The following is a 26,230-nucleotide window of genomic DNA, read 5'->3' on the forward strand; positions in this document are numbered from 1 at the left end:
CAGATAAAACTACCCTGTAGGAGGAATTTAATATGACAAACTTTTTGAGCAAACAAGATCCTAAAATTGTAGCAGCCATGAACCTTGAGCTTGCCCGTCAACGTGACAAAATCGAGCTTATTGCATCCGAAAACATCGTTAGCCAAGCTGTTCTTGAAGCTATGGGCACGGTGCTAACGAACAAATATGCAGAAGGCTACCCAGGCAAAAGATACTATGGCGGCTGCGAGCACGTAGACATCGTAGAAGATATCGCTCGCGATCGTGCAAAAGAGCTTTTCGGTGCTGAGCACGCGAACGTTCAACCACATTCCGGCGCACAAGCCAACATGGCTGTTTACCTGGCAGCTCTAAACCCTGGTGATACGGTTCTGGGTATGAACCTGGCACACGGTGGTCACTTAACGCACGGTAGCCCAGTGAATGCATCCGGTATTCTCTACAACTTCGTAGCTTACGGTGTAAGCGAGAAAGATTTCCGCATTGATTACGACGATGTTCGTAAAGCTGCATTCAAACATAAGCCTCGCATGCTCGTAGCTGGCGCAAGTGCTTACCCGCGCACGATTGATTTCGAAGCTTTGGCTTCCATTGCTAATGATGTAGGCGCGTTGTTCTTCGTCGATATGGCTCATATCGCGGGTCTTGTTGCTGCTGGTTTGCACCCGAACCCAGTGCCGCACGCACATTTCGTAACGACAACAACGCACAAAACGCTTCGCGGTCCTCGCGGCGGTATGATTCTTACGCGCAAAGCTTGGGCAGCAGCAATCGATAAAGCCGTTTTCCCTGGTACCCAAGGTGGTCCTTTGATGCACACAATTGCAGCAAAAGCTGTTTCCTTCGGTGAAGCTCTGCAACCAGATTTTAAAACATACGGACAAAACGTGATCAACAATGCACAAGCATTGGCGACTGCTTTAACAGCTGAAGGCATTAATCTTGTTTCCGGCGGTACGGATAACCACTTGATGCTGATCGATTTGCGCAACTTGAACATTTCGGGTAAAGACGCTGAACACGTTCTAGACGAAATTGGTATTACAGCAAACAAAAACGCGATTCCTTTTGACCCAACAAGTCCGTTCATCACTAGCGGTATCCGTCTAGGTACACCGGCTGTAACATCCCGTGGTATGAATGAAGAAGCGATGAAAACAATCGCGAAAGTGATTGGACTTACCCTGAAAAACCCGAAAGACGAAGCTGTTTTGGAGAAAGCACGCGGTTTAGTGAAAGACCTGACAGCACAGTATCCGCTTTACCCAGGTTTAACTTATTAATTCTAGTTTTAAAAAATGTTCAAGCCGGCTCTCTGGAGTCGGCTTTTTTTTATCCATTTATCGGTCCAGGGACTGTTGACGAAAGTAGGGCGCAGACCTATACTTCTTGGTAATTCGTGTAAAAGGAGGTTGCATCCATGCAGCTTGTTTTACAGTACGTGCAGTTGAAAACAACATTAATGCGGGTTCACAATTTTCAACAAACAGATATGGATGTGCCCGTCTCCGTTGAAGAAATAGCCGGTTACCTGTATTGTACGGAACGAAATGTGAAAATATTGATTCGCAAGATGATTGAGATGGCATGGATTTCCTGGACACCTGGTCGCGGGCGCGGCAACCGTTCTATGATCCGGTTTCTGGCTTCCGTCGAAGATCTTTTGTTTACTGAAGCAAAATTGCATGTTGAACAGGGGAATTTGAACAGCGCGATGAGTTTGTTTCAAATAGAAGGATTGGATCCAGGAGTCATGGATCGATTCTTAGCTTGGTTAGGAAGTTACTTTGGGTATAGAGGGACCCTTGAGTCTGGCGATCCTAAAACCCTTCGATTGCCGATGCAGATGAGAGTTTTGACCCTAGACCCTGTGGATGTGCTCTTCTCTGGCGATCTCCATCTCGTGAAGCAGGCTTTCGATACGCTGCTCTATTTTGATCCTGCTTACGGCAGCTTAGAGCCAGGTTTGGCCCATGAGTGGGAATGTAATGAGAATGCAACGATCTGGACGTTTTATTTACGTAAACGGGTGCGATTCCATCATGGTCGTGAGATGACATCGGCAGATGCAGTCTTTTCGCTTAATCGGGTACGTACGCTAGGCACGGAAGATTCTCCAAACCGATGGCTGCTGGAATCCGTTAGAGACATCCGCGCAGTGGATCGGCTGACCGTAAGAGTCGAGTTGAATGCGCCGAATTATATGTTTCCTCACTACGTAAGCTCCTATCAGGCCGCGATCGTACCGGCTGATGTGTACAGCGCTCAGAAAGTGAGTGATCCAGGCATGCTCCCCGTTGGGACGGGGCCGTTCCGAATTACGAGGTATGATGAAGGAGGCGTAACATTCGAAGCATTCGAGGATTATTACCGGGAGTCTGCCCACCTGGATCGGATCGAACTGCTTTGCGTGCCGGAAATGGTAAGTGAGCGCAGGTGGCAGCAGCTGAACTTCCAAATGGGCAAGCTCAGTCATTCTAAACAACCGGCACCGGCGCATTGGTGCAAAAAAGAAATCATGATGCTGGGTTCTAGCATGTTAGTCTTTAATTTACGAAAGGATGGGCCTCAGCAGGATATCCATTTTCGTCAAGCGCTTCAGCTAGTACTTAATCGTAGCGGCATGATTAAGGAACTGGGGCTATATAATGCGATACCTGCCGCGGATTTCTTGCCGACCGATTCGCCAGTCGAACTGCCGGAAGATGACCAGCCTGAACGAGCTAGAGAATTACTAAGTCAATGCGGATATGAAGGCCAGCCGATAACGATGATTTTCACCCCAAAAAACCGTGCCCTAGCTGAATGGGTTCATGCTCGATGCCTCGAAATCGGAATTCAGGTAGCCCTACAGGAATATTCTTTTGAGGAAATGTCCAAGGTGCATAGGATGCAATGTGCAGATATCATTGTCGGCGGGGTTGTCGCAGATGACGATGAGGCCCGTTGTCTGATTGAGATGTATAAGATAGGCAACTTGGCGCTGCGCGTATACGCGACCGATGAGCAGCGCAGAACGTTCGATGAAACAATTGCCTCAATCGAAGCTGAACCTGACAGTCAGGTACGTTTACAACGAATCCGCTCGATGCAAGGATTATTATCGCAAAACCAATCGGTCTTATTTCTTCTTCATACGACCCAACAATTAGTGTATAGCCCGCACCTTCAAGGTATTTCTTTCAATACGCTCGGTTGGTTCGATTTCAAGAGCATCTGGTTCAGCCCCGAAATCATAGATTGAGCTGATCATCTTATACCAAAACCGCTCGGATGAAAAATCCTAGTGGTTTTTTCTTGTAGAAAGGATATTCACGGAAGCTTTGGTTTTACAGAGGATAAGTTGGATAACATATGATATAATGGACGAGGTTTGTCGTACCATGACGATATTTTTTTGTGAAATACATATAAAACGTAGTTTTTTAGGAGGAAATTATGGGGAAGTTATTTATTTGTGATCATCCGTTAATTCAACATAAGCTAACTTATATTCGGGATGAGAATACGAAAACGAAGGATTTTCGAGATCTCGTAGACGAGGTTGCGACTTTAATGGCCTATGAGATTACGAGAGATATTCCGCTTGAGCATGTACAGGTGAAAACGCCTGTGACTACAGCAGATTGCCGTATTATTTCTGGCAGAATGCTGGGACTCATTCCGATCCTGCGTGCAGGTCTGGGTATGGTAGATGGGATACTTAAGCTGATTCCGGCTGCTAAAGTTGGACATGTTGGCTTGTACCGTGATCCTGACACGCTTCAGCCTGTCGAATATTATGTGAAGCTGCCGACAGATGTCCTGGAGCGGGAGTTAATTGTTATTGACCCGATGCTGGCTACAGGCGGATCCGCGAATATGGCGATTGAAGTGCTGAAACGCAGAGGCTGTACGCAAATGAAGCTGATGTGCTTAATTGCAGCACCAGAAGGGATCAAAGCGGTTCAACAAGAGCATCCTGATGTTGATATTTACGTAGCTGCCGTTGACGACTACCTGAACGATCATGGCTATATCGTACCGGGACTCGGTGACGCAGGAGATCGTCTGTTCGGCACTAAATAATTTGCTTACGAAGTCAGCTTTCCTATGGAAAGCTCTAAGGTTAATGCTTACGAAGATAGCTTTGCTACGCAAAGTTCTAAGGGGAGAAGAAACCGATGAAACGTTTAAAAGTCATTACCATCTTCGGAACAAGACCCGAAGCGATTAAGATGGCTCCGCTTATTTTGGAGCTGGAGAAGCATCCTGAACATATTGAGTCCCTTGTTTGTGTGACAGCTCAGCATCGACAAATGCTCGACCAAGTGCTGGATATTTTCAAAATCAAACCTGATTTCGACTTGAACGTCATGAAAGACCGTCAAACGCTGAATGAAATTACGATGCGTGTACTGCAAGGTTTGGAGCCTGTCTTCCAAGAAGCTAAGCCTGACCTGATTCTCGTGCACGGCGATACGTTGACAACATTCCTTGCAAGCTATGCGGCATTCATGCAGCAAATCCAAGTGGGACATGTCGAGGCAGGTCTTCGTACGTGGAACAAAATGTCCCCTTACCCAGAGGAAATGAATCGTCAATTAACAGGTGTGCTAGCGGATCTACACTTTGCTCCAACGCAGCAATCGGCTGACAATCTGCGGAAAGAAAATAAATCTGAATCCCAGATTTATGTGACGGGGAATACGGTTACGGATGTGTTTAAATATACGGTACAAGAGAAATTTGAACACCCTGTATTGGAATGGGCAGCGGGCCGTAAGCTGATCTTGATGACGGCGCATCGCCGTGAAGCTCAAGGGGAACCTCACCGTCAAATTTTCCGTGCTGTGAAACGTATTGCTGATGAGTTCGAAGATATTGCGATCGTTTATCCCGTGCATCCAAGTCCTGCAGTCAAGGAACCTGCACATGAGATCCTGGGCAATCATCCACGCATCAAGCTGGTAGACCCATTTGACGTATTCGAGTTCCACAACTTCTATCCGCACGCCCATATGATCCTGACAGACTCTGGTGGTCTTCAAGAGGAAGCGCCGTCTTTTGGTGTGCCAGTTCTAGTTCTGCGCGATACGACAGAACGTCCGGAGGGTATTCAGGCAGGTACGCTTGAACTCGTTGGAACGGATGAGGAAGTGGTCTATGAGCGTGCTCGCGCGCTTCTAACGGATGCAGATTTATACAACAAAATGAGTCAAGCCGCTAACCCTTATGGGGATGGAAAATCGTCTGAACGCATCGTGCAAGCGATACTTTATCACTTCGGCAAGACCTCTGAGCGTCCGGAAGCATTCTAACCGTGACAAAATCATGACAAACGATACAGCGTACAGTTGCACTGTTCGGTTTGGAAACTCGCAAACCTTAGAGCCGCAAGGCTCTGAGGAGTTTTGCGCGAAGGGGCATGTGTTGTTCAGTCAATTGACAAACCTTGCATGGCTTCGATACAATGAATGAGGATTCGTAGCACTATGCTACGAGACGGGTTTTCCCATGTGGAAAACTCTCAGGAGGATGCGATGAAACGGCCAAATCCCAATGATAATCCGTGGCGGGCAGTAGCGCTAACTAGTGCAATTGGTATTGACCTCGTAATTTGTTTAGGAGCCGGTTATTTCTTCGGCGACTGGTTGAGTCACACACTAGGAGGACAATTCTGGTTGTTAGGTGGGTTCTTGCTTGGGCTTGTAACCGGAATCATTAGCATTTACTTCATGATAAAGCAGTACGGAGGGCTCTGATGGATGACTTTTCAGCCACTCTGAAAACGGTTCAAAATGTGTTTCTTTTTTTCTTATCCTTTTGTTTGGCTGCATGGGCGCTTCTTGTCGATTACCGAGTTTACATTGCCGGGATCATGCTTGGTTCTTTAGCGAGTATGGTGAACGCAAGGTTTCTAGCTTGGAAGATTAACAAGTTGGCAGCAGCTGCGATAGAGCAGAAGGGCCGCAAAGTGACCCTTGGTTTTCTGACAAGAGCAGCAATTGCTGGTTTCGCAGGATTGGTTGCCGTCCGGTATCCAGAACACATCGCGCTACCCACGACGATTGTTGGATACTTTTTTGCTCAATTGGCAACACTCGTACTGGGTATTCTTTCTATTAGGAAGTCTAAGAAGTAATTCCATTCGATGAAAGGGGTGAAAATGGAAAATATGGAACATAAGGTACCAGAGTTTGAGTGGTTGGGTATTCATTTCGATGCATCAGCACTTATGATGATTGGAATTACAACCATTATCGTGCTTATCCTCGCACTTGCAGGGGCTCGTAAAGCATCGGTAACGAATCCATCGAAATTGCAAAATTTCATGGAATGGACCATTGAATTTGTTGAAGGTATTATCGGAAGCACAATTGGGTCTAAGCATGGCAAAGGATTCATTGCGCTTGGTCTCACGCTCATTATGTACATCTTTATCGGTAATATGCTCGGCCTTCCTTTCTCGATTGTAACGGAAGATCATGTCTCTTGGTGGAAATCGCCAACTGCTGATATTGCTGTTACAGGGGCGCTTACGGTTATCGTAATCGTGCTTAGTCACTATCTAGGGATTACTCGTAACACGAAGCACTACTTCGCGCATTACTTTGAGTTCAAGGGGGCAATGTTGATCCTTCATTTGATTGAAGTCGTATCAAAGCCGCTTACGCTCGCTTTCCGTCTTTACGGTAACATTTATGCAGGTGAAATTATGATATCTGTCATTGTAGGAGCTGGTTGGTTTGGAATTGCGCCTCTCTTCGTCTGGCAGGGCTTCAGTGTGTTCGTAGGTGCAATTCAAGCCTTCGTATTCACAATGTTAACAATGGTTTACATCTCGCAAACGTTGATTCACGAAGAAAAGCATTAAGAGCAAGACTTACCTCGGGAAGTCTCGAGTCACTTATACAAAACAAACTTATGATTTAAGGGAGGATTTTATCAATGGGAGCAATAGCATTAGTAGCAGCAGGTATCGTATTCGGTTTAGGAGCACTAGGAGCAGGTATTGGTAACGGTTTGATCGTAGGTCGTGCTTTGGAAGGTATTTCCCGTCAACCAGAACTTCGTGGTACGCTTCAAACAACAATGTTTATCGGGGTAGGTCTAGTTGAGGCAATGCCGGTCGTTGCATTGGTTCTTGCGTTCATCTTTATGGGAAAAGCTTAAGAAACCGTTTGGCGTTGATGGCCTTAGTCGCCACCACGCCTTCGTTTTGCCCACGTTATCAGAAGGGAGTGACGTTTCTTGCATATTGAATGGTCCACATTTTTTATACAACTTATCGCGTTTTTGATTCTATATGTGTTGCTTTCCAAATTTGCGTTCGGTCCTCTGTTTGGCATGATGGAAAAACGCAGACAATTGGTTAAAGATCAAATACAAACAGCTGAAACAAGCCGCAAGCAGGCTGAACAACTGTTAGAGGAACAAAAGCAAGAACTGCAAAAAACACGTAAGGAAGCTTACGAAATCATTGAGCAAGCGAAGCAAACAGGTTCCAAGCAAGCGGATGAAATTATTCGTGCTGCTGGGGCAGAGTCTGCTCGTCTGAAAGACGAAGCACTCAAAGATATCGAAAATGAGAAGAACAAAGCGGTTGCCGCTCTTCGCAGCCAAGTTGGCGCGATGTCTGTTCTGATCGCATCCAAAATTATTGAAAAACAAATTGACGAAAAGTCACAAGAACAACTTGTTGAGCATTACCTCAAAGAGGTAGGAGGCAACGTATGAGTGACATCGTCGTAGCGAAGCGTTATGCCAAAGCTCTGTTCGAAGTAGCGAAGGATAAAGGTATCATTTCCCAAGTTGAAGAAGAGTTGAAATCTGTAGCTAGTGCGATTAGGGACAATGCAGACTTGCAGAAGTTCCTGAACCATCCGAACATCGGGACTACCGCTAAAACGGACCTGCTGAAGCAGATTTTCGAAGGCAAAGTTTCCGAGCCGGTGTGGAACACGCTGCTGGTCTTGATTGATAAAGGAAGACAATCGATTCTTGCAGCCTTGGTAAGCGATTATGTCAAGGTTGCTAATGAAGCTCTTGGACAGGCGAGTGCGATCGTTTACTCCGCATTCGAGCTAACAGATGCTCAACAATCAGAGATTGCTTCAAATTTCAGCAAAATAACAGGTAAAACGATTTGTGTTTCGAATGTAATTGAGCCGAAATTGCTCGGTGGCGTTCAAGTACGTATCGGTGATCGTTTATATGATGGAAGCTTGGCAGGCAAGTTAGATCGTTTGGCCAAAGCGTTAGTTTAACACAAGCACTGTAAGAATAGGGGTGAAGTTCGTTGAGTATCAAACCTGAAGAAATCAGCTCATTGATTAAACAACAGATCGAAAACTATAATTCCGATATCCAAGTGGTTGATGTAGGTACAGTCATTCAAGTTGGTGATGGTATCGCTCGTGCTCACGGCTTGGAAAGCGTAATGGCAGGCGAGCTGCTTGAGTTTCCAAGTGGCGTTCTGGGCTACGCGTTTAACCTGGAAGAAAGCAACGTAGGTATCGTTATTCTCGGACCTTACAAAGATATTCGTGAAGGCGACCAAGTTAAACGTACTGGTCGTATCATGGAAATCCCTGTAGGTGATGCACTACTAGGCCGTGTTGTTAACCCATTGGGTCAACCAGTCGATGGTAGAGGTCCTATCGAAACAACTGGATTCCGTCCAATCGAATCCCCAGCTCCAGGCGTTATGGCCCGTAAATCGGTACATGAGCCAATGCAAACAGGGATCAAAGCGATTGACGCGATGGTACCAGTTGGCCGTGGACAACGTGAGTTGATCATCGGTGACCGTCAAACAGGTAAAACAGCGATTGCAATCGATGCGATCATCAACCAAAAAGGCAACGGCGTTAAATGTATCTACGTTGCTATTGGTCAAAAACAATCCACAGTTGTAGGCGTTGTTGAAACACTTCGTCACGCTGGCGCTTTGGATTACACAATCGTAGTAACAGCTTCTGCTTCTGAGCCTTCACCAATGCTTTGGTTGGCTCCGTACGCAGGTTGCGCAATGGGTGAGTACTTCATGTACAAAGGCGAGCACGTGTTGATCGTCTATGATGACTTGTCCAAACAAGCAGCTGCTTACCGTGAGTTGTCACTCTTGCTTCGTCGTCCACCGGGTCGTGAAGCTTATCCAGGGGATGTTTTCTACTTGCACTCCCGTCTTCTAGAGCGTGCTGCGAAACTGAATGATGAACTAGGTGGCGGTTCCATGACGGCACTTCCTTTCATTGAGACACAAGCAGGCGATATCTCGGCCTACATTCCTACGAACGTAATTTCGATTACGGACGGACAAATCTTCTTAGAATCCGACTTGTTCTACTCAGGTCAGCGTCCAGCGGTTAACGTTGGTAACTCTGTATCCCGTGTAGGGGGCTCTGCACAAACGAAAGCGATGAAAAAAGTTGCCGGTACACTTCGTGTTGACTTGGCACAATATCGTGAGCTTGCAGCGTTCGCAGCATTCGGTTCTGATCTAGACAAAGCTACTCAATCGCGTTTGGACCGTGGTGTTCGTACGCTTGAAATTTTGAAACAAGGTGTTCACCAACCGATGTCTTTGGAAAAGCAAGTTGCTTCCCTTTACACGGTTGTTAAAGGGCATGTGGATGATCTTCCTGTTCAAGACGTAACGCGTTTTGAAGGTCAATTCTTGGCTTACTTGGAATCGAACCGTCCAGAAATTCTACAAAGCATTCGTGACACGAAGGACATCACTCCGGATAACGATAAAGCGCTAGTAGAAGCAATTGTTCAATTCAAAAAGAGCTTCGCAGCTTCTGTATAAATCATGATGGCAGAGCTTCATGTTGAAGTGAAGCTCTGCCTACCGTGTTAATCCTGGGCAGGCTGATCGCCTGAATTCAGGTCTTCGAATGAAGGCTTTTCTAAGCCTCAAAAGAGAGGTGAGCAGGTATGGCAAAAGGAATGCGCGAGATTAAGCGCCAAATCAAGTCCACACAAAACACGAAACAAATTACGAGAGCGATGGAAATGGTCTCTGCAGCGAATTTGAGACGAGCACAACGTTCTGCAGAAGCAGCGCGTCCTTACTCAGACAAGTTGAAAGAAGTCGTTCAAAGCATTGCAGCTGGAAGCAAAGGGATCAAACACCCGATGTTACAGACACGCGAAGTGAAGAAGACAGGCTATTTAGTAATCACCTCGGATCGTGGATTGGCTGGAGGCTACAACGCTAACGTGTTGCGGAAGGTCATGACCGAGATTCGTGAAAACCATAAATCAACAGCTGAATATTCGATTTTCGTAATCGGACGTAAAGGTAGTAATTTCTTCCGCAAACGCAACATGCCAGTTGTGGAAGAAGTGACAGGGGTTCCGGATTCACCGAAATTCGCGGATATTAAACCTGTAGCTACTGCAGCAGTGAAGAACTTCGAGAACGGTACGTATGACCAGTTGTTCTTGGTATACAACCAATTCAAAAATGCGATTACCCAAATTCCAACCATGATTCGCCTGCTTCCTATGGAAGAAGTCACTGGCGTGGCTGCTGCTAGCTATGAGTATGAGCCATCACCAGAAGGAGTACTGGAAGTATTGTTGCCTAAATATGCTGAAACGCTTATTTACAGCGCTGTATTGGAAGGTAAAGCAAGTGAGTTTGGTGCTAGAATGACAGCGATGAACTCCGCAACGAAGAATGCAACGAAAATGATCAGCGGCTACACATTAGCCTATAACCGTGCGCGTCAAGCCTCGATTACCCAGGAAATATCGGAAATCGTTGCCGGAGCGAACGCGAACGCTTAATAATAAAGCCTCTACGGAGGCACAGCTTTTTTTAGGAGGGAAACCATGAGCAAAGGGCGCGTTGTAACAATTACAGGGCCTGTCGTCGACATTGAGTTCGAACGCGGACAACTCCCTGAAATTTTGAATGCAATCAAGATCGAAAGAAATGATAACGGCGTAGTATCCACTATGACAGTTGAAGCAGCTGTTCACCTTGGTGACAACCTGGTTCGTTGTATCGCAATGTCCTCCACAGACGGACTTGTACGTGGAGCATCAGCTGAAGATACAGGAGCTTCCATTACTGTACCGGTTGGAGCAGCAACACTGGGTCGCGTGTTTAACGTATTGGGAGAGCCAATCGATGGTATCGAGACGGTTGACCGTACGTTTACTAGCGGCATTCACAAAGAAGCTCCAGCTTTCGACAACTTGTCGACAAAAGCAGAGATTCTTGAAACAGGAATTAAAGTTATTGACCTTATGGCTCCTTATGTTAAGGGTGGTAAAATCGGTCTCTTCGGCGGCGCGGGTGTAGGTAAAACCGTAACGATGCAAGAGTTGATCCACAACATTGCACAAGAGCATGGCGGTATCTCCGTTTTCGCAGGCGTTGGTGAGCGTACTCGTGAAGGTAATGACCTTTACCACGAGATGAAAGACTCCGGCGTTATCGCAAAAACAGCGATGGTATTCGGTCAAATGAACGAGCCTCCAGGCGCGCGTCTTCGCGTAGCTTTGTCCGGTTTGACAATGGCTGAGTATTTCCGTGATGAAGAAGGTAAAGACGTTCTTCTTTTCATCGATAACATCTTCCGCTTTACACAAGCAGGTTCTGAGGTTTCTGCATTGCTGGGTCGTATGCCATCAGCAGTAGGTTACCAACCGACTCTGGCAACAGAGATGGGTCAACTGCAAGAGCGTATTACGTCCACGAAAAAAGGTTCCGTTACTTCCATTCAAGCGATTTACGTTCCTGCCGATGACTATACGGATCCGGCTCCAGCAACGGCTTTCGCTCACTTGGACGCAACAACGAACTTGGAGCGTAGTATCGCTGCAGCAGGTATTTTCCCTGCGGTAGATCCACTTGCTTCATCTTCCCGTATCTTGACGCCAGAAACACTTGGCGAAGATCACTATAGAACAGCACAAGGCGTTAAACAAATTCTTCAACGTTACAAAGAGCTTCTGGATATTATCGCGATCTTGGGTATGGATGAGTTGTCCGATGAGGACAAATTGACTGTACACCGTGCGCGTCGTCTCCGCTTGTTCTTGTCTCAGCCGCTTCACGTAGCTGAGCCGTTCAACGGTTTCCCAGGTCTTTATGTACCATTGAAAGAAACTGTGCGTAGCTTCAAAGAAATCCTTGAAGGTAAGCACGACAACCTTCCTGAAGTAGCTTTCCACAACGTGGGAACGATCGAGGACGCTATCGAGAAAGCAAAAACACTGTAAGCTTGGCATCGCCAACGACAGTTTTTGCTAAACTCTAAGGAAGGAGAATCCAAGTGAGTACATTCCTACTGGAAATTGTTACACCGGAGCGCAAAGTGTACGCTGAACAAGTGAACATGGTTAGCGTGAAGGGTTCTGAAGGGGAGCTTGGAATTCTGCCGAATCACATTCCATTGGTCACTCCATTGCGAATTGCACCGATTACTGTGAAGAAAACGGGCTCCAAAGACGAAGTCATCGCAGTGAACGGCGGTTTCATGGAAGTGCGCAAGGATAAGGTGGTTATTTTGGCGGAAAGCGCCGAGCTACCAGAACATATTGATATCGATCGTGCGAAAGCAGCGAAAGAACGTGCGGAGAAACGTCTTGCTGAAACGAAGCAAGATAACGTTGACTTCAAACGTGCGGAAGCCGCTCTTCAAAGAGCATTAAATCGTATCAGTGTGTCCGGGAAATAATAGATGTTTGATGAAAAGCGGGGGAACTTTGGTTCCTCCGTTTTTTTTTCGAATAGGGAGATTAATAAAAGATAATTATGGAAAATCTACTCACTAGGAATAAAAAGTGTGGTTTGGAATTAGTCATCGACGCCCAAAAGGCTTTTTGTTATAATATTGTAGGTGAATATTACCAAAACTAGTAGCACGCATAAGAAAAGCAAATACGAATGGAGGCGGTTACATTCACATGATGTATACAAATAACTATGTAATCGTAGCGATCTTTCTAGGGTTAGGTATTCTTCTCCCCATGGTAGCGCTAACGGTAGGCAAATGGTTAAGACCGAGTAAACCCGTCGATGAGAAGTATACGACGTATGAGAGTGGTAATGAGCCTGTAGGTGAGGGACAAATCCGGTTTAACATTCGTTATTATTTATTTGCTTTGATGTTTGTCATCTTTGATGTGGAAACCGTGTTCCTGTATCCGTGGGCTGTTGCTTTTAATCAGCTCGGACTTTTTGCCTTAGTGGAAATGTGTATTTTTGTAGCCTTGCTTGCCATTGGATTAATATACGCTTGGAAGAAGAAGGTGCTGCAATGGACTTCAGTCTAGAGTCAATATCTCCCGAAGAACGGGAAGAATTAAACCGTAATGTCTTTATGACGACACTGGAGCAAGTGAAAGCTTGGGCTCGCAGTAATTCACTTTGGCCATTAACTTTTGGTCTGGCCTGTTGTGCCATCGAAATGATGGGTACCGGCGGATCTCACTATGATTTAGACCGTTTCGGAGTCATCTTCCGTACGTCTCCTAGACAATCTGATGTCATGATTGTGGCGGGGACTGTAACGAAGAAAATGGCTCCTTTGCTGCGCCGTCTTTACGAACAAATGCCGGAACCGAAGTGGGTCATTGCGATGGGGTCCTGCGCTACGGCAGGTGGACCTTATGTGAAGTCGTACTCCGTTGTTAAGGGAGTTGACCAAATTGTCCCGGTTGATGTTTATATTCCGGGTTGTCCACCGAATCCGGCCGCACTCATTTATGGGATAAACAAGCTTCAGGAGAAGATTCGCTATGAAGCGAAGACTGGGAAGCAGGTGACCAATCGATGAGTGATGAGAAGAAGCCGGAGGAGAAGGTAGTCCCGTCTCCAACTGCTGATGGTAAGAAAGTGAATGAATCGCCGTTGGAGGAAGCCATCGCTGAAGTGGGTGATCTTACGGCAGAGGCGCGCGCTAGTAAGACACCGCTTAGTGCGGACGTGCAAGCTGCGGTTGATCGCGCTGCGGAGATACAGGCGGCTGACCCGGCTGTGCAGACGACGAGCGAGCCGAGCGACGCGCCTGCGGCTGAGCTTGCGGAGCGAGCTGCTGGCAGCGGCGACGCGGGCGCAGCGAAGGGCAGTGACGCAGCCGTGGGCGGCAACGCGCCAGCAGCAAGTGACGCGGCAGCGGAGCGCGCCGCGGCGAGAGCCGCCCGCCAAGCTGCGCGGGCGGCCGCTGAGCCGACGGGCGAGCCCGCGTCGGCAGCAGCCCCAGCCCCAGTGTCTGCGGACGCTGGGGACGATGAGAAGGCGGCCAAAGCCCAGGCCGCCGCAGAAGCACGTGCCGCGCGAGCAAGCGCGCGCGCGGCGAAGACCGAGTCGGCGGAGCCTGAAGCGCCGAAGGAGCCTTCACCGAACCAGCCGCTGCTTGATCGGCTGGTTGCGATCTTGAAAGCCGACGTAGGCGAAGACGCCGTCGTCGACGCATTCATCAACGAAAGGGACGCGCATCGTCCTTACGTGGTCATTCACAGCTCACGCTGGCTGCAGGCCGCGCTGACGCTCAGGGATCATGAAGAGCTGCGTTGCAATTACTTGCGCAATCTCTCGGGCGTGGACCAAGAGACGCACCTAGAGGTGGCGTATCATTTGCTATCCCTCACACACAAGCATGAGTATTGTGTGAAAGTGAAAACAGATCGAGAGCAGCCAAGCATTCCTTCTGTGGCTCCAGTGTGGGCTACCGCGGATTGGAATGAGCGAGAAGTTTATGATCTATTGGGTATCGATTTCCCAGGTCACCCTAACTTAGTAAGAATCATGATGCCTGACGATTGGGTCGGCCATCCACTGCGCAAAGATTACGAACCGCTTGACCCGGAGGTGTAGCTCGTGTTACGGACAGAAGAACTCCTGTTAAACGTTGGTCCTCAGCATCCTAGTACGCACGGGGTTTTCCGCGTGATCGTGAAGCTGGATGGAGAAGTTATTAAAGAAGCAATACCCGTGATGGGCTATCTACATAGAGGAACAGAGAAATTAGCTGAGAACCTTAGCTATACACAAATTATTCCTTACACAGACCGTATGGATTACGTATCGGCGATGACAACCAACTACGTACTTGTGAATGCCGTAGAGAAAATGATGCAGCTCGAAGTGCCAGAACGAGCGGAGTTCCTTCGCTTAATCGTGATGGAGCTTCAACGTATCGCCTCTCACATGGTGTGGTGGGGAACCTATCTGCTGGACATTGGTGCCATGAGCCCGTTCTTATATGCGTTCCGTGACCGAGAAATTATCATTGATCTGTTCAATGAATTATGCGGCGCTCGCCTAACTTACAACTACATGCGTGTAGGCGGGGTGAAGTGGGATGCTCCGGAAGGCTGGATCGATAAGGTTAAGAAATTTATTCCTTATATGTACGGTAAATTGGAAGAGTATCACACATTAGTAACGGGGAATGAAATCTTTCTATCCCGTATCAAGGGTGTAGGCAAGTATGATGCAGAGACAGCCATTGCGTATGGCCTTAGCGGCGCTAACTTAAGATGTACGGGTGTAGACTGGGATATCCGCAAAACGCAGCCATACAGCCTGTACAGCCGCTTTCAGTTCGACGTACCTGTTCGCAGCGGCGGTGACTGCTATGATCGTTACTTGCTTCGTATGGAGGAAGTTAAACAGTCGCTTCGTATCCTAGAGCAAGCCGTGGAACAGTTTCCTGAGCAAGGCGAAACGATGGGCAAGGTGCCTAGAGTCATTCGTCCTCCAGAAGGGGAAGTGTATTCGGCTATTGAGTCTCCGCGCGGGGAAATTGGCTGCTATATTATATCGAGGGGCAAAGCAGAGCCTTTCCGTCTGAAATTCCGCAGACCATCCTTCGTGAATCTGCAAATTTTGCCCAAGCTGCTGGTCGGTGAGTCGATGACCAACTTGATTACGATTCTAGGCGGCATCGATATTGTCGTTGGGGAGGTGGATGCCTAATGGTGAATTTACTGGAGGAGAGTCTAACTTGGACGAACTTCTTCGTTTTCTTTTTCTGGGGTGTCGTCATGCTGATGCTCGTTCTGGGCTTCGTAACCTATGCGATCTACTTCGAGCGTAAGGTTATCGGCTGGATGCAGATGCGGATCGGACCGAACCGAACGGGGCCTTTTGGACTTCTGCAAAGTGTTGCGGACGTCTTCAAGCTTCTAATCAAAGAGGATACGATTCCTAAAAAAGCAGAGCGCGAGCTTTTCATTCTGGCGCCTATCATTACGTTTATCCCTTCGTTCACGATTATTGCAACGATTCCATTTTCGGATCGAATGTTTAATGCGAATTTGAATGTCGGTCTGCTCTTTTATGTAGCCCTAACGGGGATTTCTACAATTGGTATCATCCTCGGCGGTTGGGCATCGAATAACAAATATGCGCTGCTAGGCGGTATGCGTTCCGCGGCTCAAATGATTAGTTATGAGGTACCGCTCGTCATCTCCGTTATCGGTGTCATCATGATGACAGGTAGTTTAAATCTACATACGATCGTTGATCATCAAACAGGCGGTTTCTGGCATTGGAATTTCATTCCCCAGATTCTAGGCTTTATCATTTTCGTTATAGCCGGGGTCTCGGAGCTCAATCGAACACCGTTTGACTTGCCGGAAGCGGAGTCTGAGCTAGTTGCTGGTTATCATGTAGAATACAGTGGTTTCCGCTTCGCTTTCTTCATGTTATCGGAGTATGTTTACGTGTTCGTCATTGCTTCCCTTACGAGCTTGATTTTCCTGGGTGGATGGCATTCGCCGTTCCCATTCCTTGATTTCATTCCGGGTGTTATCTGGTTCCTTCTGAAATTCTCTTCTGTTGTGTTCTTCCTATTCTGGCTGCGCGCGACGCTGCCTCGTGTACGGGTAGACCAACTCATGGGATTCGGCTGGAAAGTGCTGCTTCCACTGGCACTGGCTAATATGCTGATTACGGCGATCATAATGACCATCACATAGCTTACGAATTCAGTTTTGCTAAAGCAAAACTCTAAGATCACGCTTACGATGCAAGTTTCCTACGGAAACTCTAAGGAGGGAAACGAATGAAGGGCATAATGAAAGGTTTAGGCGTAACGTTTAAAAGTATGACACAGAAAAAAATAACGTACGCATACCCTGACGTCCCGATTAAAATGCCGGACCGCTTCCGCGGTATTCAATATTTTGATCCAGAGAAATGCATTGTGTGTAATCAATGTGCACGCGTTTGTCCGACGGAGTGTATCACGCTAACAGGTAAAGCGAATCCCGACCCCGAGAAGAAGGGAAAGGTTATCGATACGTACGATATTAACTTCGAGATTTGTATTCTGTGCGATCTCTGCACCGAGGTTTGTCCGACAGAAGCAATCGTCATGACGAACAATTTTGAGCTCAGTACCTATAGTCGTGATGATCTGTTCAAAAATATGCAATGGTTAAGCGAGAACACGCAAAATATCCGTCAAGAGAACAACTCAGCCTTGCCAAAAGGGGGGGCCAAGAAAGATGTTTAGCGGAATTGGTGATTTCCTATCCAACGGTTCAAGCTGGGCTTTCTTCGTTTTCGCTCTACTTGCAATTGGCGGAGCCATCTTCATGATTTCATTTACTAAAGTCGTTCACATGGTCATTGCCGTTGCCCTTACGTTTATAAGTTTGGCAGGGCTATATGTCATTTTGGAGGCTGAGTTTGTAGCTTTCGTGCAGGTCTTGATCTACGCAGGTGCAATCTCGATTCTGATGATTTTCGGCATTATGATGACGAGGCACAGACAAGAGGAAGAAGAGGAGCCTAAGCGTCCTTGGCATGAAGGCCTAGCGATTATTGGTGCTTTGGGATTGTTCGGGGTATTATTTTATGCCATTCAAAAAACGACCTTCGTCGCTTCGGGTACCCTGGATGCTGGCAAGGATAACACACTAGAAATCGGAAAACTGCTCTATAACGAGCACGTTATTCCTTTCGAAATCATGTCGGTGCTGCTGACGGTAGCCTTTATCGGTGCTATCGTGGTCGCGAAGAGAGAGGAGGATTAGCTGTGGGCAATATTATTACTCCCTATCTCACGCTGGCGGCAATCCTGTTCTGCATCGGCTTATACGGTGCGTTAACGAAGAAGAACGGGGTTATCGTCCTGCTTTCAATTGAGCTTATGCTGAATGCGGTGAACTTGAATTTGATTGCCTTTTCAAAGCTTGGTGACCATCCGGCTCTTACCGGACAGATTTTCTCGCTTTTCAACATCACCATAGCAGCTGCTGAGGCGGCTGTCGGGATCGCGATTCTAATTACCATTTACAGAAATAAAGGGACAGTAGAAGTTACGGATTTGGATTCTATGAAGCGCTAGGAGGCTAACAAGGATATGGTATCGGACTATTCACAGTACGCCTGGCTCATTCCGTTGTTTCCGCTGCTTGCTTTTCTAGCGCTTACGGCTATGGGACGTCAATTAAAAGATCTAGGTATTTACATCAGTATTTTCGCGATGCTGGCATCATTTATCGTGGCTTTGCTGATTTTCGTTGAACGAATTGGCGGTAAAGTGGAAGATTATACGTGGAATAAGTTGCATTGGCTGCAAGTTGGCGATTTCACGCTGAATATGGGCTTTGAGGTTAACAATCTGAACGCCTTGATGCTCGTGATTGTAACACTAGTGTCTTTGCTGGTGAACATTTATTCCAAAGGTTATATGAAAGGTGACGAGCGAATTCATGTATTTTTTGGCTATATCGCTTTGTTCTCCTTCTCCATGCTTGGCCTTGTTATCTCAGAAAATATGCTGGAGCTGTACATCTTCTGGGAGCTAGTAGGGGTATGTTCCTTCCTGCTCGTCGGATTCTGGTACTTCAAGCCAGAGGCCAAGGCTGCTGCAAAAAAGGCATTCATCGTTACCCGCATAGGGGACGTGGGCCTGTTTATTGCCATTCTGCTGCTGTTCTGGTATATGCCAGGGCATGCACTTGATTTCACATCTATTCATAATGCTTTTACTACGGGCAAAATCGACCCAACGATCATCACATGGATTGCTATTCTGATATTCATCGGGGCGATGGGTAAGTCTGGTCAATTTCCGCTGCATACGTGGCTGCCAGATGCCATGGAAGGTCCAACGCCGATCAGTGCGCTAATCCACGCTGCAACGATGGTTGCTGCTGGGGTGTATCTCGTTGCGCGAACCTTTGATATTTTCCACGCATCACCGGATGCTTTGCTTGTTGTAGCTTATGTGGGTGGTTTCACAGCGATCTTTGCGGCCACAATTGGTATTGCTCAGAACGATATCAAACGCATTCTCGCCTACTCGACCGTGAGCCAACTCGGTTATATGATGATGGCGCTCGGGATTGGTGTTTCCTATACGTCTGGTATGTTTCATTTGTTCACGCACGCCTTCTTCAAAGCGCTGCTCTTCTTGGGCGCAGGCAGTGTGATTCACGCCGTTCATACGCAAGACATTAACGAAATGGGCGGTTTATCCCGCAAAATGAAAATCACGACCTGGACATTCGCGATAGGCACGCTGGCACTTTCAGGTATTTTCCCTTTCGCAGGGTTCTGGTCGAAGGATATGATCTTGACGGAAGCATACGAGCATAACCAGCTCTTGTTCTGGGTCGGTGTCATTGCTGCCTTCTTCACAGCGTTCTATATGTCTCGTTTGTTCTTCCTCGTGTTTATGGGATCGCCTAGAGGTAAAGCAAAAACTGCAGATGATCACGATGATCATGGTCATGCTGCACATACCGCTCATGAACCCCATGAGTCTCCGGCAACAATGACCACACCATTGATTATTCTTGCTGTGCTTGCGGTTGTTGCGGGCTTTGTGAATACGCCGTTTAACGAATGGCTCAGTCAATGGTTGACAGGACATGATCATGATGAGAAAGCCAATTGGACCGTCATTATTTTGTCCACACTGGCTGGTGTGCTTGGAATTGGGCTCGGTTACTTGATCTACCTCAAACGTACGATTCCGCGCGATGTGGTTTCCAGTAAAATGCCGTGGCTGTATACGCTGCTGAATCGTAAATATTTCATTGATGAAATTTATGATGGTGTCATTGTAAAACCGCTTCGCGGTTTAGGCTGGATACTCGAACTGTTTGATGTGTATATCGTTGACGGTATTGTGCGTTTGGTCGCCTTTACAGTGGTTGGATTAGGGCGTCTAGGCTCGCGTCTCCAAAATGGTCAACTACAAACCTATGGTGTCATCATGATTTTGGGGATGCTGATTCTGGTACTCGCCATCGCAGGAAGGAGGTTCATCCATGCTGGCTAGTATACCCATCCTAAGTATGATTGCCTTCTCGCCGCTGCTTGGCGTTCTGGTCTTGCTCTTCATCCGTGGTGATCAAGGCCGTTTGATTAAAACAATTGGTATTGTCACGACACTGATCCCGCTTATTTTGGCGGCGTGGTTGTATAGTGATTACAATTATCAGGGTGATCCGATTCAGTATAAAGAACAGCTGGACTGGATCAAAGTTCCGCTTAACCATGAGGGAATTCAGCAAATCACTTCGTATTTCTTCGAGTTTAAGTATTCATTGGCGGTTGACGGCATTTCCTTGCCGCTCGTGTTTCTAACTGCACTTGTATCATCAATGGCTGCTTTAGCTTCGGTGTATATTAAGAAACGCTGGAAAACGTACTTCATTCTGTTTTTGCTGCTAGAAACCGGTATGTTCGGAGTTTTCTTATCACAGGATCTATTCTTGTTCTTCTTGTTCTTTGAAATTACGCTCGTCCCGATGTTCTTCTTGATCGGAATTTGGGGGTATATGAATCGGGAGCAAGCTGCCAATCGCTTCCTGCTTTACAATGGACTTGGATCTGCGATCATGTTGATCGCGTTCTTAATTCTCGTCAGCACGGCTGGATTCAACCAGGTTCCTTCGCAGACAGAAGCTGTCATTTACTACAGCGGTGACATTCATACGATTGCACATAATTTGCTGCAAGATCCCGCCGCTTATGTAAATCAAGAAGGATCGCCGTTCTTTCTTAGTCCGACCATGAAGTGGACCGTATTCATTATGCTGCTGGTCGCCTTCGGTATTAAGCTGCCGATCTTCCCGTTCCATACATGGATGCTCAAAGTACATACAGAGGCTCCGCCTGCCGTTGTTATGATTCACTCCGGGATTTTGCTGAAAATGGGGGCCTACGGCCTCATCCGGTTCGGCATCCTGTTCTTCCCGGGGGAAGCCAAGCAGTGGGCCTGGATGCTGGCGCTCCTCGGCGTCATCAACATCGTGTACGGCGCGATTCTCGCGATGGTACAAAAGGACTTCAAGCTCGTGCTGGCCTACTCGAGTATTAGCCACATGGGCATCGTCCTGCTCGGTCTCGCCGCGTTCAACGTGTCGGGCCTGCAGGGCGCCGTGTTCCAACTGATCTCACACGGCCTCATCTCGGCCCTGATGTTCTTGCTCGTAGGCAGCATCTACGAGAGGACCCAAACGACGCAGCTCGACCAATTAGGCGGTCTCGCGTCGTCCATACCTTTCATCAGCGGCATTCTGCTGGTCGCTGGTATGGCATCGCTCGGATTGCCGGGGTTATCCGGCTTCATAAGTGAGTTCCTCGCGTTTCTCGGACTCTTCGAAACGCACCGAGTGTACGCGATAGTCGGTACACTTGGGATCATTTTTACCGCGGTTTACGTGCTGCGCGGGGTTCTGAACATCACGTTCGGCCCTAAACAGCCGAACCTACAGCTGCAAGGCATGCGCGACGCCAGATTAATCGAGGCGGTGCCGATGATTACATTGGTGGCGTTCATTCTCTTGCTCGGTGTATACCCAAGCGTGCTGAGTCAGCCGCTACAGCAAACGATAGGCAGCTTGGATCAATTGATCCACAGCGTAGCCGGGAAGATAGGAGGTTAGACCGGTGGAACAGATAAGACTCCATGTCGCTGATTTAGTGCATCTGCTCCCTGAGCTTTCGCTGGTTGCCACCGCGATCATCCTATCTCTCTTGGATTTGGTCCTCCCGGGCAGGCTTAGTCGCTCGATAATTGGATGGCTGACGTTGGTTGGCATTGCTATTTCTGCGATATTCGTTGTTCTGCAGTTGAATCCAGAAGAGGCTATTGGGCTGCTCAATAATAGCTACAGAGTGGATGATTTCTCGAATCTACTCAAATTGTTCACATTACTAGGTACGGGCTTCATTGTCTTGATGAGCTTAGGCTTCATCAAAGAAGATGCCATTCCACACGTCGGAGAATATTACTACTTCTATCTGCCCGCCGCGCTCGGTGCCATGATTATGTCATCCTCGGGTGACCTTATCACGCTGTACGTTGGGTTGGAGCTGTTGAGTATTACTTCGTACTTGCTCGTAGCTATGAAGAAAAAAGATAGCAAATCTAACGAGGGTGCCTTCAAGTATTTGGTCATGGGCGGTATTTCATCTGCGATCATCTTGTATGGCATGTCATTCCTATACGGGATGGTCGGGTCCAGCAATTTGTCGCAAATTGGTGCTGCTCTTCCATCACTCGTAACTGCTTACGAGCCGCTGCTTTATGTAGCATTCTTCATGCTGTTAGCTGGCTTCGGCTTCAAAATCGCCGCTGCTCCTTTCCACAGCTGGGCACCGGATGTGTACCAAGGCGCACCGACGCCTGTGACGGCATTTTTGGCTGTCGTGTCCAAGGGCGCTGGCTTCGCCATCCTATTCCGCGTATTCTACGTGCTGTTTGGATTTAGCAGCTTTGAAGACAGCAGTTTTCAATCGGACGTGTTCCTGGCCATATCGGTGATGGCTGCCATCGCGATGGTAACCGGTAATTTCATTGCGCTGAAGCAAACGAATATGAAAAGGCTTTTGGCCTACTCAGGAATTGCCAATGCAGGTTACTTACTCGTTCCGATCGGAACTTACTTTTCCGGTACCCACTACGCGAACTTCTCTGAATTTATTTTCTATCTGATCGCGTACTTGTTTATGAATATCGGAGCTTTCGCAGTGCTGATGATTATTGAGCAGGCAGAAGGCCATACCGAGGCGAAAGGTTTCGCTGGTCTCTATTACAGGGCCCCAATAACAGCCGTAGCCATGGTACTCATCGTGCTTTCATTGGCCGGTATTCCTTTATCTGGCGGGTTTTTCGGGAAGCTCTACATCATCCTAGGAACGATGCAGACTCAGCACTATTGGCTAGGGTCACTGATGATCGCTACTAGCGTCGTATCCTTCTACTACTATTTCGGCATCGTACGTCAAATGTTTATGCGCAGCGATTACGAGCCTGCCGAGATTAAGGTGTCGATTCCGTTAGGGATAACGGTTTGGTCATGTGCCCTCATAAGCGTGGCGTTGGGCGTTGTTCCACACCTTGTGCTGAAAGGCATCGAAGCCATATTCACCTTGACGAAGGATTTTCTAATTATGTAAATTTATGAATAAGCCTTTCCCTACTTAAAGAAGTGGGGGAAGGCTTTTTTGTGTTGGTTTACGCGTTCGGCCGATTCCAGAAGAATGAGTCATTTATCGCTTTTGCAGCAAATTATTCCAAGGGCTTCACGACCTGTCATTTCGATGTACAATATACAGGAGAATGATTGACTGCCATCCCGTACATACATGCAAAAATATTTGCTCAAGTTCTGAACTTTTTGCGACGAAAAACCGTTATATATATCGAGAAGTCGGGTAATGTGGTATAGATAGAGAAGGAAAAAAGATCATACAACAAAAAGGACTTGTGATTTCATGAAATGTACTCGACACCTTTGGCTCATTGTATTAATGATGCTTGTTGTGGGACTTACAGGGATGATGACGAAAGTAGAAGCAGCCTACCCGGTGTCAACGGATCCTATGAGGGTGAAACAAACCTATTTGGACATGATCCACATCGATCAAGCTTGGGCTGCGGCAGGAGATTCCCGGACACCCATTGTCGTAGCGGTCGTCGATACGGGCGTTGATCTTGTACATCCTGATTTAGTAGGTAATTTAGTAGATGGTGTGAATCTGCTTCAGCCTTCGAAAAAGCCTCAAGATGATAATGGACATGGAACGAACGTAGCAGGTATCATTGCGGCCACGTTCAATAACGATAAAGGGATTGCAGGCATAGCTCCTAATGCCAAAATTATGCCAATCAAAGCATTGGAGGCCGACGGTACAGGCGGCGAAGCAAAGCTTGGCGAAGGCATTAAGTACGCAGTGGATCACGGCGCGAAAATCGTAGTGCTTTCCCTAGGGCTGAACAAATATTCCGATTATATGGAAGGCATTGTGCAGTATGCAGAGGAGCGTAATGTACTGCTCGTTGCCGCTGTTGGTAATGAAAGTACAAGTGTGAAATACCCTGCGGCATATCCAACTGTTCTAGCTGTAGGGGGCGTTAACTCGGAAAGGCTTGCTGACCCTCGTTCGAACTTTGGGCCGGAGTTGGATCTTGTGGCGCCCTGGGATGTATATACAACAGCACTGGGTGGCGGCTATCAGTATCAAGATGGAAGCTCCATGTCTGCACCCCAGGTTGCTGCAGCTGCAGCTTTGGTATGGGGCAAATACCCGAGTTTGAACGTGTATCAAGTTCGTGCACAGCTCGAGCAGACGGCAGAAGACTTGGCGTCAGCGGGATGGGATTCCAGAACGGGCAATGGGTTGTTAAGAGTGGATTTGGCACTGACGAAGCCGTACAGTGAGGATTACTTTGAGCCTAACGAAAATATGAATCAGGCTGCTATATTGCCGGTTCATACGGCTGTTAAAGCTGTACTTAGCTCAGCGCAAGACCAAGATTGGTACGCCATTGATGCGGCCTATGATGGGTTTATTAAATTATGGCTGAATAGCGCAGAAAGCTCGGGTATCCGAGTACGTTTCGACTCTGGAGAAACGTTTATCGCGAATAGTACATCGGACGGAAGTCAGCCTTTCACGGTTTCTGTGACCAAAGGGCGCACGTATGTACAGCTGCAGACGGTTGATCGTTCCCGCAAGACGGCGTTAAATTACTCGATGCGGACGGATTTTGTTATTTATAAGGATCCATTTGAGGATAATGATAAGCAGTATAAAGCATTCGTTTTACCTGATCGGAGTCAAACTATCCGAGGTACTTTTCATCAAAAAGGAGATCTGGATTGGTTTGCAATATCCCTAAAAGACTCAGGTACAATGCGAATCAGGGTATCCGTAGACACAGGGCGCATAGATCCGATGATCCTTTTTCAGAAGGAAGGGGAGAAGTCGATTACGATCGACCAAGCCGGAGATGGAGGCATTGAGGTCAGCTCCCAAATGGATCTGCTCCCAGGTCAGTATTATATTCGTGTCAGTAATATGAAGGATTACTCAGAACCGATTACGGGTGAGTATACGCTAGAAGTAGAATACACGCCGAAGCTGATCGATCCGAATGAGCCGAATGATAAATCGTACCAAGCTACTTTTGCTGCGATGAATTCCGTGTATGAGGGTGTATTTAACAAAAGTGATGACGTTGATTGGTTCGAATTCCGCATGAGCAAGGACGGTCTCGCCCAAGTGCGTTTAACGAACATACCGACTTCACGCATTTTATATGCAACGCTATATGATAGTTCTTTGAAGGAACAAGGCATATATCGGAATGATTATGGTACGGATCAATTCTTTATCGAGAAAACCCTACCTGCAGGCACCTATTATATCAAGCTTCAAGCCAACCAATGGTTTATGAGCCAAATGTATCGGTTAAAAGTTGGCAGCTACGCGCTGGTGAGCGGATTTGCTGATATTGATGGACACTGGGCAAAGGATGCCATTAGCCAACTTACGGAGCAAGGTGTGATTAGTGGTTACGGAAACTACCGTTTTGCTCCAAATCAGCCCATTACGCGTGCGGAGGCAGCAACGGTATTGACGCGAGCTTTGAAGCTGTCTAAACGTCAGGGGCTGCGTTTTAGCGATATGGATGCTTCGCATTGGGCTTACGAATACGTAGCTAAAGCGGTTCAAGCAAATATTGTGGATGGTTACCCGGATGGAACATTCGGGCCGGATCGTACGCTTACACGTATGGAGATGACACAGATGCTTGCCCGCAGCATGAATATGACAGGGAAAAAACGGGGTAACTCACCTTTTAGCGATGTGAATGATACATATTGGGGTGTGGGGATTCTGAAACAAATGTCGGCGGATGGTTGGATAAGCGGCTATTCGGACGGTACCTTCCGGCCTGATGAGCAAGCAACACGAGCTGAATTCGTAACACTGCTCGCTAAAGTAATGAATCGGTAAAAC

At 47.4% G+C, this 26,230-nt stretch carries 27 protein-coding genes; 26 read left to right on the top strand and 1 reads right to left on the bottom strand.

All coding sequences use genetic code 11. The features are described from left to right. Nucleotides 1-32 precede the first annotated feature (32 nt). The 16 genes from glyA (at nt 33) to AC58UU_RS34695 (ending at nt 13,784) form a co-directional block, all read left to right on the top strand. Nucleotides 33-1,283 carry a serine hydroxymethyltransferase gene (gene glyA, locus AC58UU_RS34620; RefSeq protein WP_171642839.1) on the top strand — a complete coding sequence of 417 codons (1,251 nt, stop codon included), beginning with the start codon at nt 33-35 and terminating at the stop codon, nt 1,281-1,283. Nucleotides 1,284-1,420: 137 nt separating this feature from the next. Beyond that, nucleotides 1,421-3,244 (top strand): ABC transporter substrate-binding protein, encoded by a 1,824-nt coding sequence (locus AC58UU_RS34625; RefSeq protein WP_497322056.1) that lies wholly within the window; start codon nt 1,421-1,423, stop codon nt 3,242-3,244. Nucleotides 3,245-3,438: 194 nt separating this feature from the next. Further along, entirely contained in the window at nt 3,439-4,068 is a 630-nt protein-coding gene (gene upp / locus AC58UU_RS34630) for a uracil phosphoribosyltransferase (RefSeq protein ID WP_029195667.1), read from the top strand. Between the two features lie 95 nt (nt 4,069-4,163). Continuing rightward, entirely contained in the window at nt 4,164-5,300 is a 1,137-nt protein-coding gene (gene wecB / locus AC58UU_RS34635) for a non-hydrolyzing UDP-N-acetylglucosamine 2-epimerase (RefSeq protein ID WP_497322057.1), read from the top strand. A 222-nt stretch (nt 5,301-5,522) separates the two neighbouring features. After that, nucleotides 5,523-5,744 carry an AtpZ/AtpI family protein gene (locus AC58UU_RS34640; protein ID WP_029195665.1) on the top strand — a complete coding sequence of 74 codons (222 nt, stop codon included), beginning with the start codon at nt 5,523-5,525 and terminating at the stop codon, nt 5,742-5,744. Then, nucleotides 5,744-6,124, top strand: a complete 381-nt coding sequence (locus AC58UU_RS34645; RefSeq protein WP_029195664.1) for an ATP synthase subunit I — start codon at nt 5,744-5,746, stop codon at nt 6,122-6,124. The genes AC58UU_RS34640 and AC58UU_RS34645 overlap by 1 nt, the downstream gene beginning before the upstream one ends. 24 nt (nt 6,125-6,148) lie before the next feature. Next, on the top strand, nt 6,149-6,856 hold the full coding sequence (gene atpB, locus AC58UU_RS34650) for a F0F1 ATP synthase subunit A (RefSeq protein ID WP_497322058.1): 708 nt from the start codon (nt 6,149-6,151) through the stop codon (nt 6,854-6,856). A gap of 74 nt (nt 6,857-6,930) precedes the next feature. Then, a complete protein-coding gene (gene atpE / locus AC58UU_RS34655; protein WP_028556930.1) occupies nt 6,931-7,155 on the top strand; it encodes a F0F1 ATP synthase subunit C in 225 nt (74 codons plus the stop codon). A 78-nt stretch (nt 7,156-7,233) separates the two neighbouring features. Then, the gene (atpF, locus tag AC58UU_RS34660) at nt 7,234-7,719 is read left to right on the top strand and encodes a F0F1 ATP synthase subunit B (protein ID WP_497322059.1); all 486 of its coding nucleotides are present in this window, start codon (nt 7,234-7,236) and stop codon (nt 7,717-7,719) included. Continuing rightward, on the top strand, nt 7,716-8,249 hold the full coding sequence (locus AC58UU_RS34665; RefSeq protein WP_497322060.1) for a F0F1 ATP synthase subunit delta: 534 nt from the start codon (nt 7,716-7,718) through the stop codon (nt 8,247-8,249). The genes atpF and AC58UU_RS34665 overlap by 4 nt, the downstream gene beginning before the upstream one ends. A 32-nt stretch (nt 8,250-8,281) precedes the next feature. Beyond that, a complete protein-coding gene (gene atpA, locus AC58UU_RS34670) occupies nt 8,282-9,796 on the top strand; it encodes a F0F1 ATP synthase subunit alpha (protein WP_497322061.1) in 1,515 nt (504 codons plus the stop codon). Between the two features lie 128 nt (nt 9,797-9,924). After that, entirely contained in the window at nt 9,925-10,782 is an 858-nt protein-coding gene (gene atpG / locus AC58UU_RS34675) for an ATP synthase F1 subunit gamma (RefSeq protein ID WP_497322062.1), read from the top strand. A 45-nt stretch (nt 10,783-10,827) separates the two neighbouring features. Next, complete coding sequence (gene atpD, locus AC58UU_RS34680; RefSeq protein WP_497322063.1) at nt 10,828-12,225, top strand: F0F1 ATP synthase subunit beta; 1,398 nt, start codon at nt 10,828-10,830, stop codon at nt 12,223-12,225. Nucleotides 12,226-12,278: 53 nt separating this feature from the next. Further along, nucleotides 12,279-12,683: a F0F1 ATP synthase subunit epsilon gene (locus AC58UU_RS34685; protein ID WP_497322064.1), complete on the top strand. Its 405-nt coding sequence runs from the start codon at nt 12,279-12,281 to the stop codon at nt 12,681-12,683. A gap of 232 nt (nt 12,684-12,915) precedes the next feature. Then, nucleotides 12,916-13,281: an NADH-quinone oxidoreductase subunit A gene (locus AC58UU_RS34690; RefSeq protein WP_171642858.1), complete on the top strand. Its 366-nt coding sequence runs from the start codon at nt 12,916-12,918 to the stop codon at nt 13,279-13,281. Continuing rightward, nucleotides 13,266-13,784 (top strand): NuoB/complex I 20 kDa subunit family protein, encoded by a 519-nt coding sequence (locus AC58UU_RS34695; protein WP_029195655.1) that lies wholly within the window; start codon nt 13,266-13,268, stop codon nt 13,782-13,784. The genes AC58UU_RS34690 and AC58UU_RS34695 overlap by 16 nt, the downstream gene beginning before the upstream one ends. Here AC58UU_RS34695 and AC58UU_RS34700 read toward each other — a convergent pair. After that, a complete protein-coding gene (locus AC58UU_RS34700) occupies nt 13,708-14,097 on the bottom strand; it encodes a hypothetical protein (protein WP_497322065.1) in 390 nt (129 codons plus the stop codon). The two genes, AC58UU_RS34695 and AC58UU_RS34700, sit on opposite strands and share 77 nt — an antisense overlap. Nucleotides 14,098-14,383: 286 nt before the next feature. Here AC58UU_RS34700 and AC58UU_RS34705 point away from each other — a divergent pair, with 286 nt between their 5' ends. From AC58UU_RS34705 to AC58UU_RS34750, 10 genes are all read left to right on the top strand, one after another. Continuing rightward, nucleotides 14,384-14,824, top strand: coding sequence for an NADH-quinone oxidoreductase subunit C (locus tag AC58UU_RS34705; RefSeq protein ID WP_246358513.1), 441 nt, complete (start codon nt 14,384-14,386; stop codon nt 14,822-14,824). Between the two features lie 3 nt (nt 14,825-14,827). Next, on the top strand, nt 14,828-15,928 hold the full coding sequence (locus tag AC58UU_RS34710) for an NADH-quinone oxidoreductase subunit D (protein WP_307436694.1): 1,101 nt from the start codon (nt 14,828-14,830) through the stop codon (nt 15,926-15,928). Continuing rightward, nucleotides 15,928-16,932, top strand: a complete 1,005-nt coding sequence (gene nuoH / locus AC58UU_RS34715) for an NADH-quinone oxidoreductase subunit NuoH (RefSeq protein ID WP_497322066.1) — start codon at nt 15,928-15,930, stop codon at nt 16,930-16,932. The genes AC58UU_RS34710 and nuoH overlap by 1 nt, the downstream gene beginning before the upstream one ends. A gap of 86 nt (nt 16,933-17,018) precedes the next feature. Then, nucleotides 17,019-17,471, top strand: a complete 453-nt coding sequence (gene nuoI, locus AC58UU_RS34720; protein ID WP_029195651.1) for an NADH-quinone oxidoreductase subunit NuoI — start codon at nt 17,019-17,021, stop codon at nt 17,469-17,471. Next, the gene (locus tag AC58UU_RS34725; RefSeq protein ID WP_497322067.1) at nt 17,464-17,994 is read left to right on the top strand and encodes an NADH-quinone oxidoreductase subunit J; all 531 of its coding nucleotides are present in this window, start codon (nt 17,464-17,466) and stop codon (nt 17,992-17,994) included. The genes nuoI and AC58UU_RS34725 overlap by 8 nt, the downstream gene beginning before the upstream one ends. Nucleotides 17,995-17,996: 2 nt before the next feature. Further along, nucleotides 17,997-18,308, top strand: a complete 312-nt coding sequence (gene nuoK / locus AC58UU_RS34730) for an NADH-quinone oxidoreductase subunit NuoK (protein ID WP_029195649.1) — start codon at nt 17,997-17,999, stop codon at nt 18,306-18,308. A 15-nt stretch (nt 18,309-18,323) separates the two neighbouring features. Then, on the top strand, nt 18,324-20,252 hold the full coding sequence (gene nuoL, locus AC58UU_RS34735; RefSeq protein ID WP_497322068.1) for an NADH-quinone oxidoreductase subunit L: 1,929 nt from the start codon (nt 18,324-18,326) through the stop codon (nt 20,250-20,252). Continuing rightward, nucleotides 20,242-21,864 carry a complex I subunit 4 family protein gene (locus AC58UU_RS34740; protein ID WP_497322069.1) on the top strand — a complete coding sequence of 541 codons (1,623 nt, stop codon included), beginning with the start codon at nt 20,242-20,244 and terminating at the stop codon, nt 21,862-21,864. Before nuoL ends, AC58UU_RS34740 begins: the two co-directional genes overlap by 11 nt. A gap of 4 nt (nt 21,865-21,868) precedes the next feature. Continuing rightward, a complete protein-coding gene (locus AC58UU_RS34745) occupies nt 21,869-23,380 on the top strand; it encodes an NADH-quinone oxidoreductase subunit N (protein WP_497322070.1) in 1,512 nt (503 codons plus the stop codon). 318 nt (nt 23,381-23,698) lie between these two features. After that, nucleotides 23,699-26,227, top strand: a complete 2,529-nt coding sequence (locus AC58UU_RS34750) for a S8 family peptidase (protein ID WP_497322071.1) — start codon at nt 23,699-23,701, stop codon at nt 26,225-26,227. Nucleotides 26,228-26,230 lie beyond the last annotated feature (3 nt).

This window comes from Paenibacillus sp. JT22N1, assembly GCF_059692155.1.

Coding starts and splice junctions, on each gene's coding strand:
- glyA (WP_171642839.1), top strand. CDS start 33: ATGACAAACTTTTTGAGCAAACAAGATCCTAAAATTGTAGCAGCCATG.
- AC58UU_RS34625 (WP_497322056.1), top strand. CDS start 1,421: ATGCAGCTTGTTTTACAGTACGTGCAGTTGAAAACAACATTAATGCGG.
- upp (WP_029195667.1), top strand. CDS start 3,439: ATGGGGAAGTTATTTATTTGTGATCATCCGTTAATTCAACATAAGCTA.
- wecB (WP_497322057.1), top strand. CDS start 4,164: ATGAAACGTTTAAAAGTCATTACCATCTTCGGAACAAGACCCGAAGCG.
- AC58UU_RS34640 (WP_029195665.1), top strand. CDS start 5,523: ATGAAACGGCCAAATCCCAATGATAATCCGTGGCGGGCAGTAGCGCTA.
- AC58UU_RS34645 (WP_029195664.1), top strand. CDS start 5,744: ATGGATGACTTTTCAGCCACTCTGAAAACGGTTCAAAATGTGTTTCTT.
- atpB (WP_497322058.1), top strand. CDS start 6,149: ATGGAAAATATGGAACATAAGGTACCAGAGTTTGAGTGGTTGGGTATT.
- atpE (WP_028556930.1), top strand. CDS start 6,931: ATGGGAGCAATAGCATTAGTAGCAGCAGGTATCGTATTCGGTTTAGGA.
- AC58UU_RS34665 (WP_497322060.1), top strand. CDS start 7,716: ATGAGTGACATCGTCGTAGCGAAGCGTTATGCCAAAGCTCTGTTCGAA.
- atpG (WP_497322062.1), top strand. CDS start 9,925: ATGGCAAAAGGAATGCGCGAGATTAAGCGCCAAATCAAGTCCACACAA.
- atpD (WP_497322063.1), top strand. CDS start 10,828: ATGAGCAAAGGGCGCGTTGTAACAATTACAGGGCCTGTCGTCGACATT.
- AC58UU_RS34690 (WP_171642858.1), top strand. CDS start 12,916: ATGTATACAAATAACTATGTAATCGTAGCGATCTTTCTAGGGTTAGGT.
- AC58UU_RS34695 (WP_029195655.1), top strand. CDS start 13,266: ATGGACTTCAGTCTAGAGTCAATATCTCCCGAAGAACGGGAAGAATTA.
- nuoH (WP_497322066.1), top strand. CDS start 15,928: ATGGTGAATTTACTGGAGGAGAGTCTAACTTGGACGAACTTCTTCGTT.
- nuoI (WP_029195651.1), top strand. CDS start 17,019: ATGAAGGGCATAATGAAAGGTTTAGGCGTAACGTTTAAAAGTATGACA.
- AC58UU_RS34725 (WP_497322067.1), top strand. CDS start 17,464: ATGTTTAGCGGAATTGGTGATTTCCTATCCAACGGTTCAAGCTGGGCT.
- nuoL (WP_497322068.1), top strand. CDS start 18,324: ATGGTATCGGACTATTCACAGTACGCCTGGCTCATTCCGTTGTTTCCG.
- AC58UU_RS34740 (WP_497322069.1), top strand. CDS start 20,242: ATGCTGGCTAGTATACCCATCCTAAGTATGATTGCCTTCTCGCCGCTG.
- AC58UU_RS34750 (WP_497322071.1), top strand. CDS start 23,699: ATGAAATGTACTCGACACCTTTGGCTCATTGTATTAATGATGCTTGTT.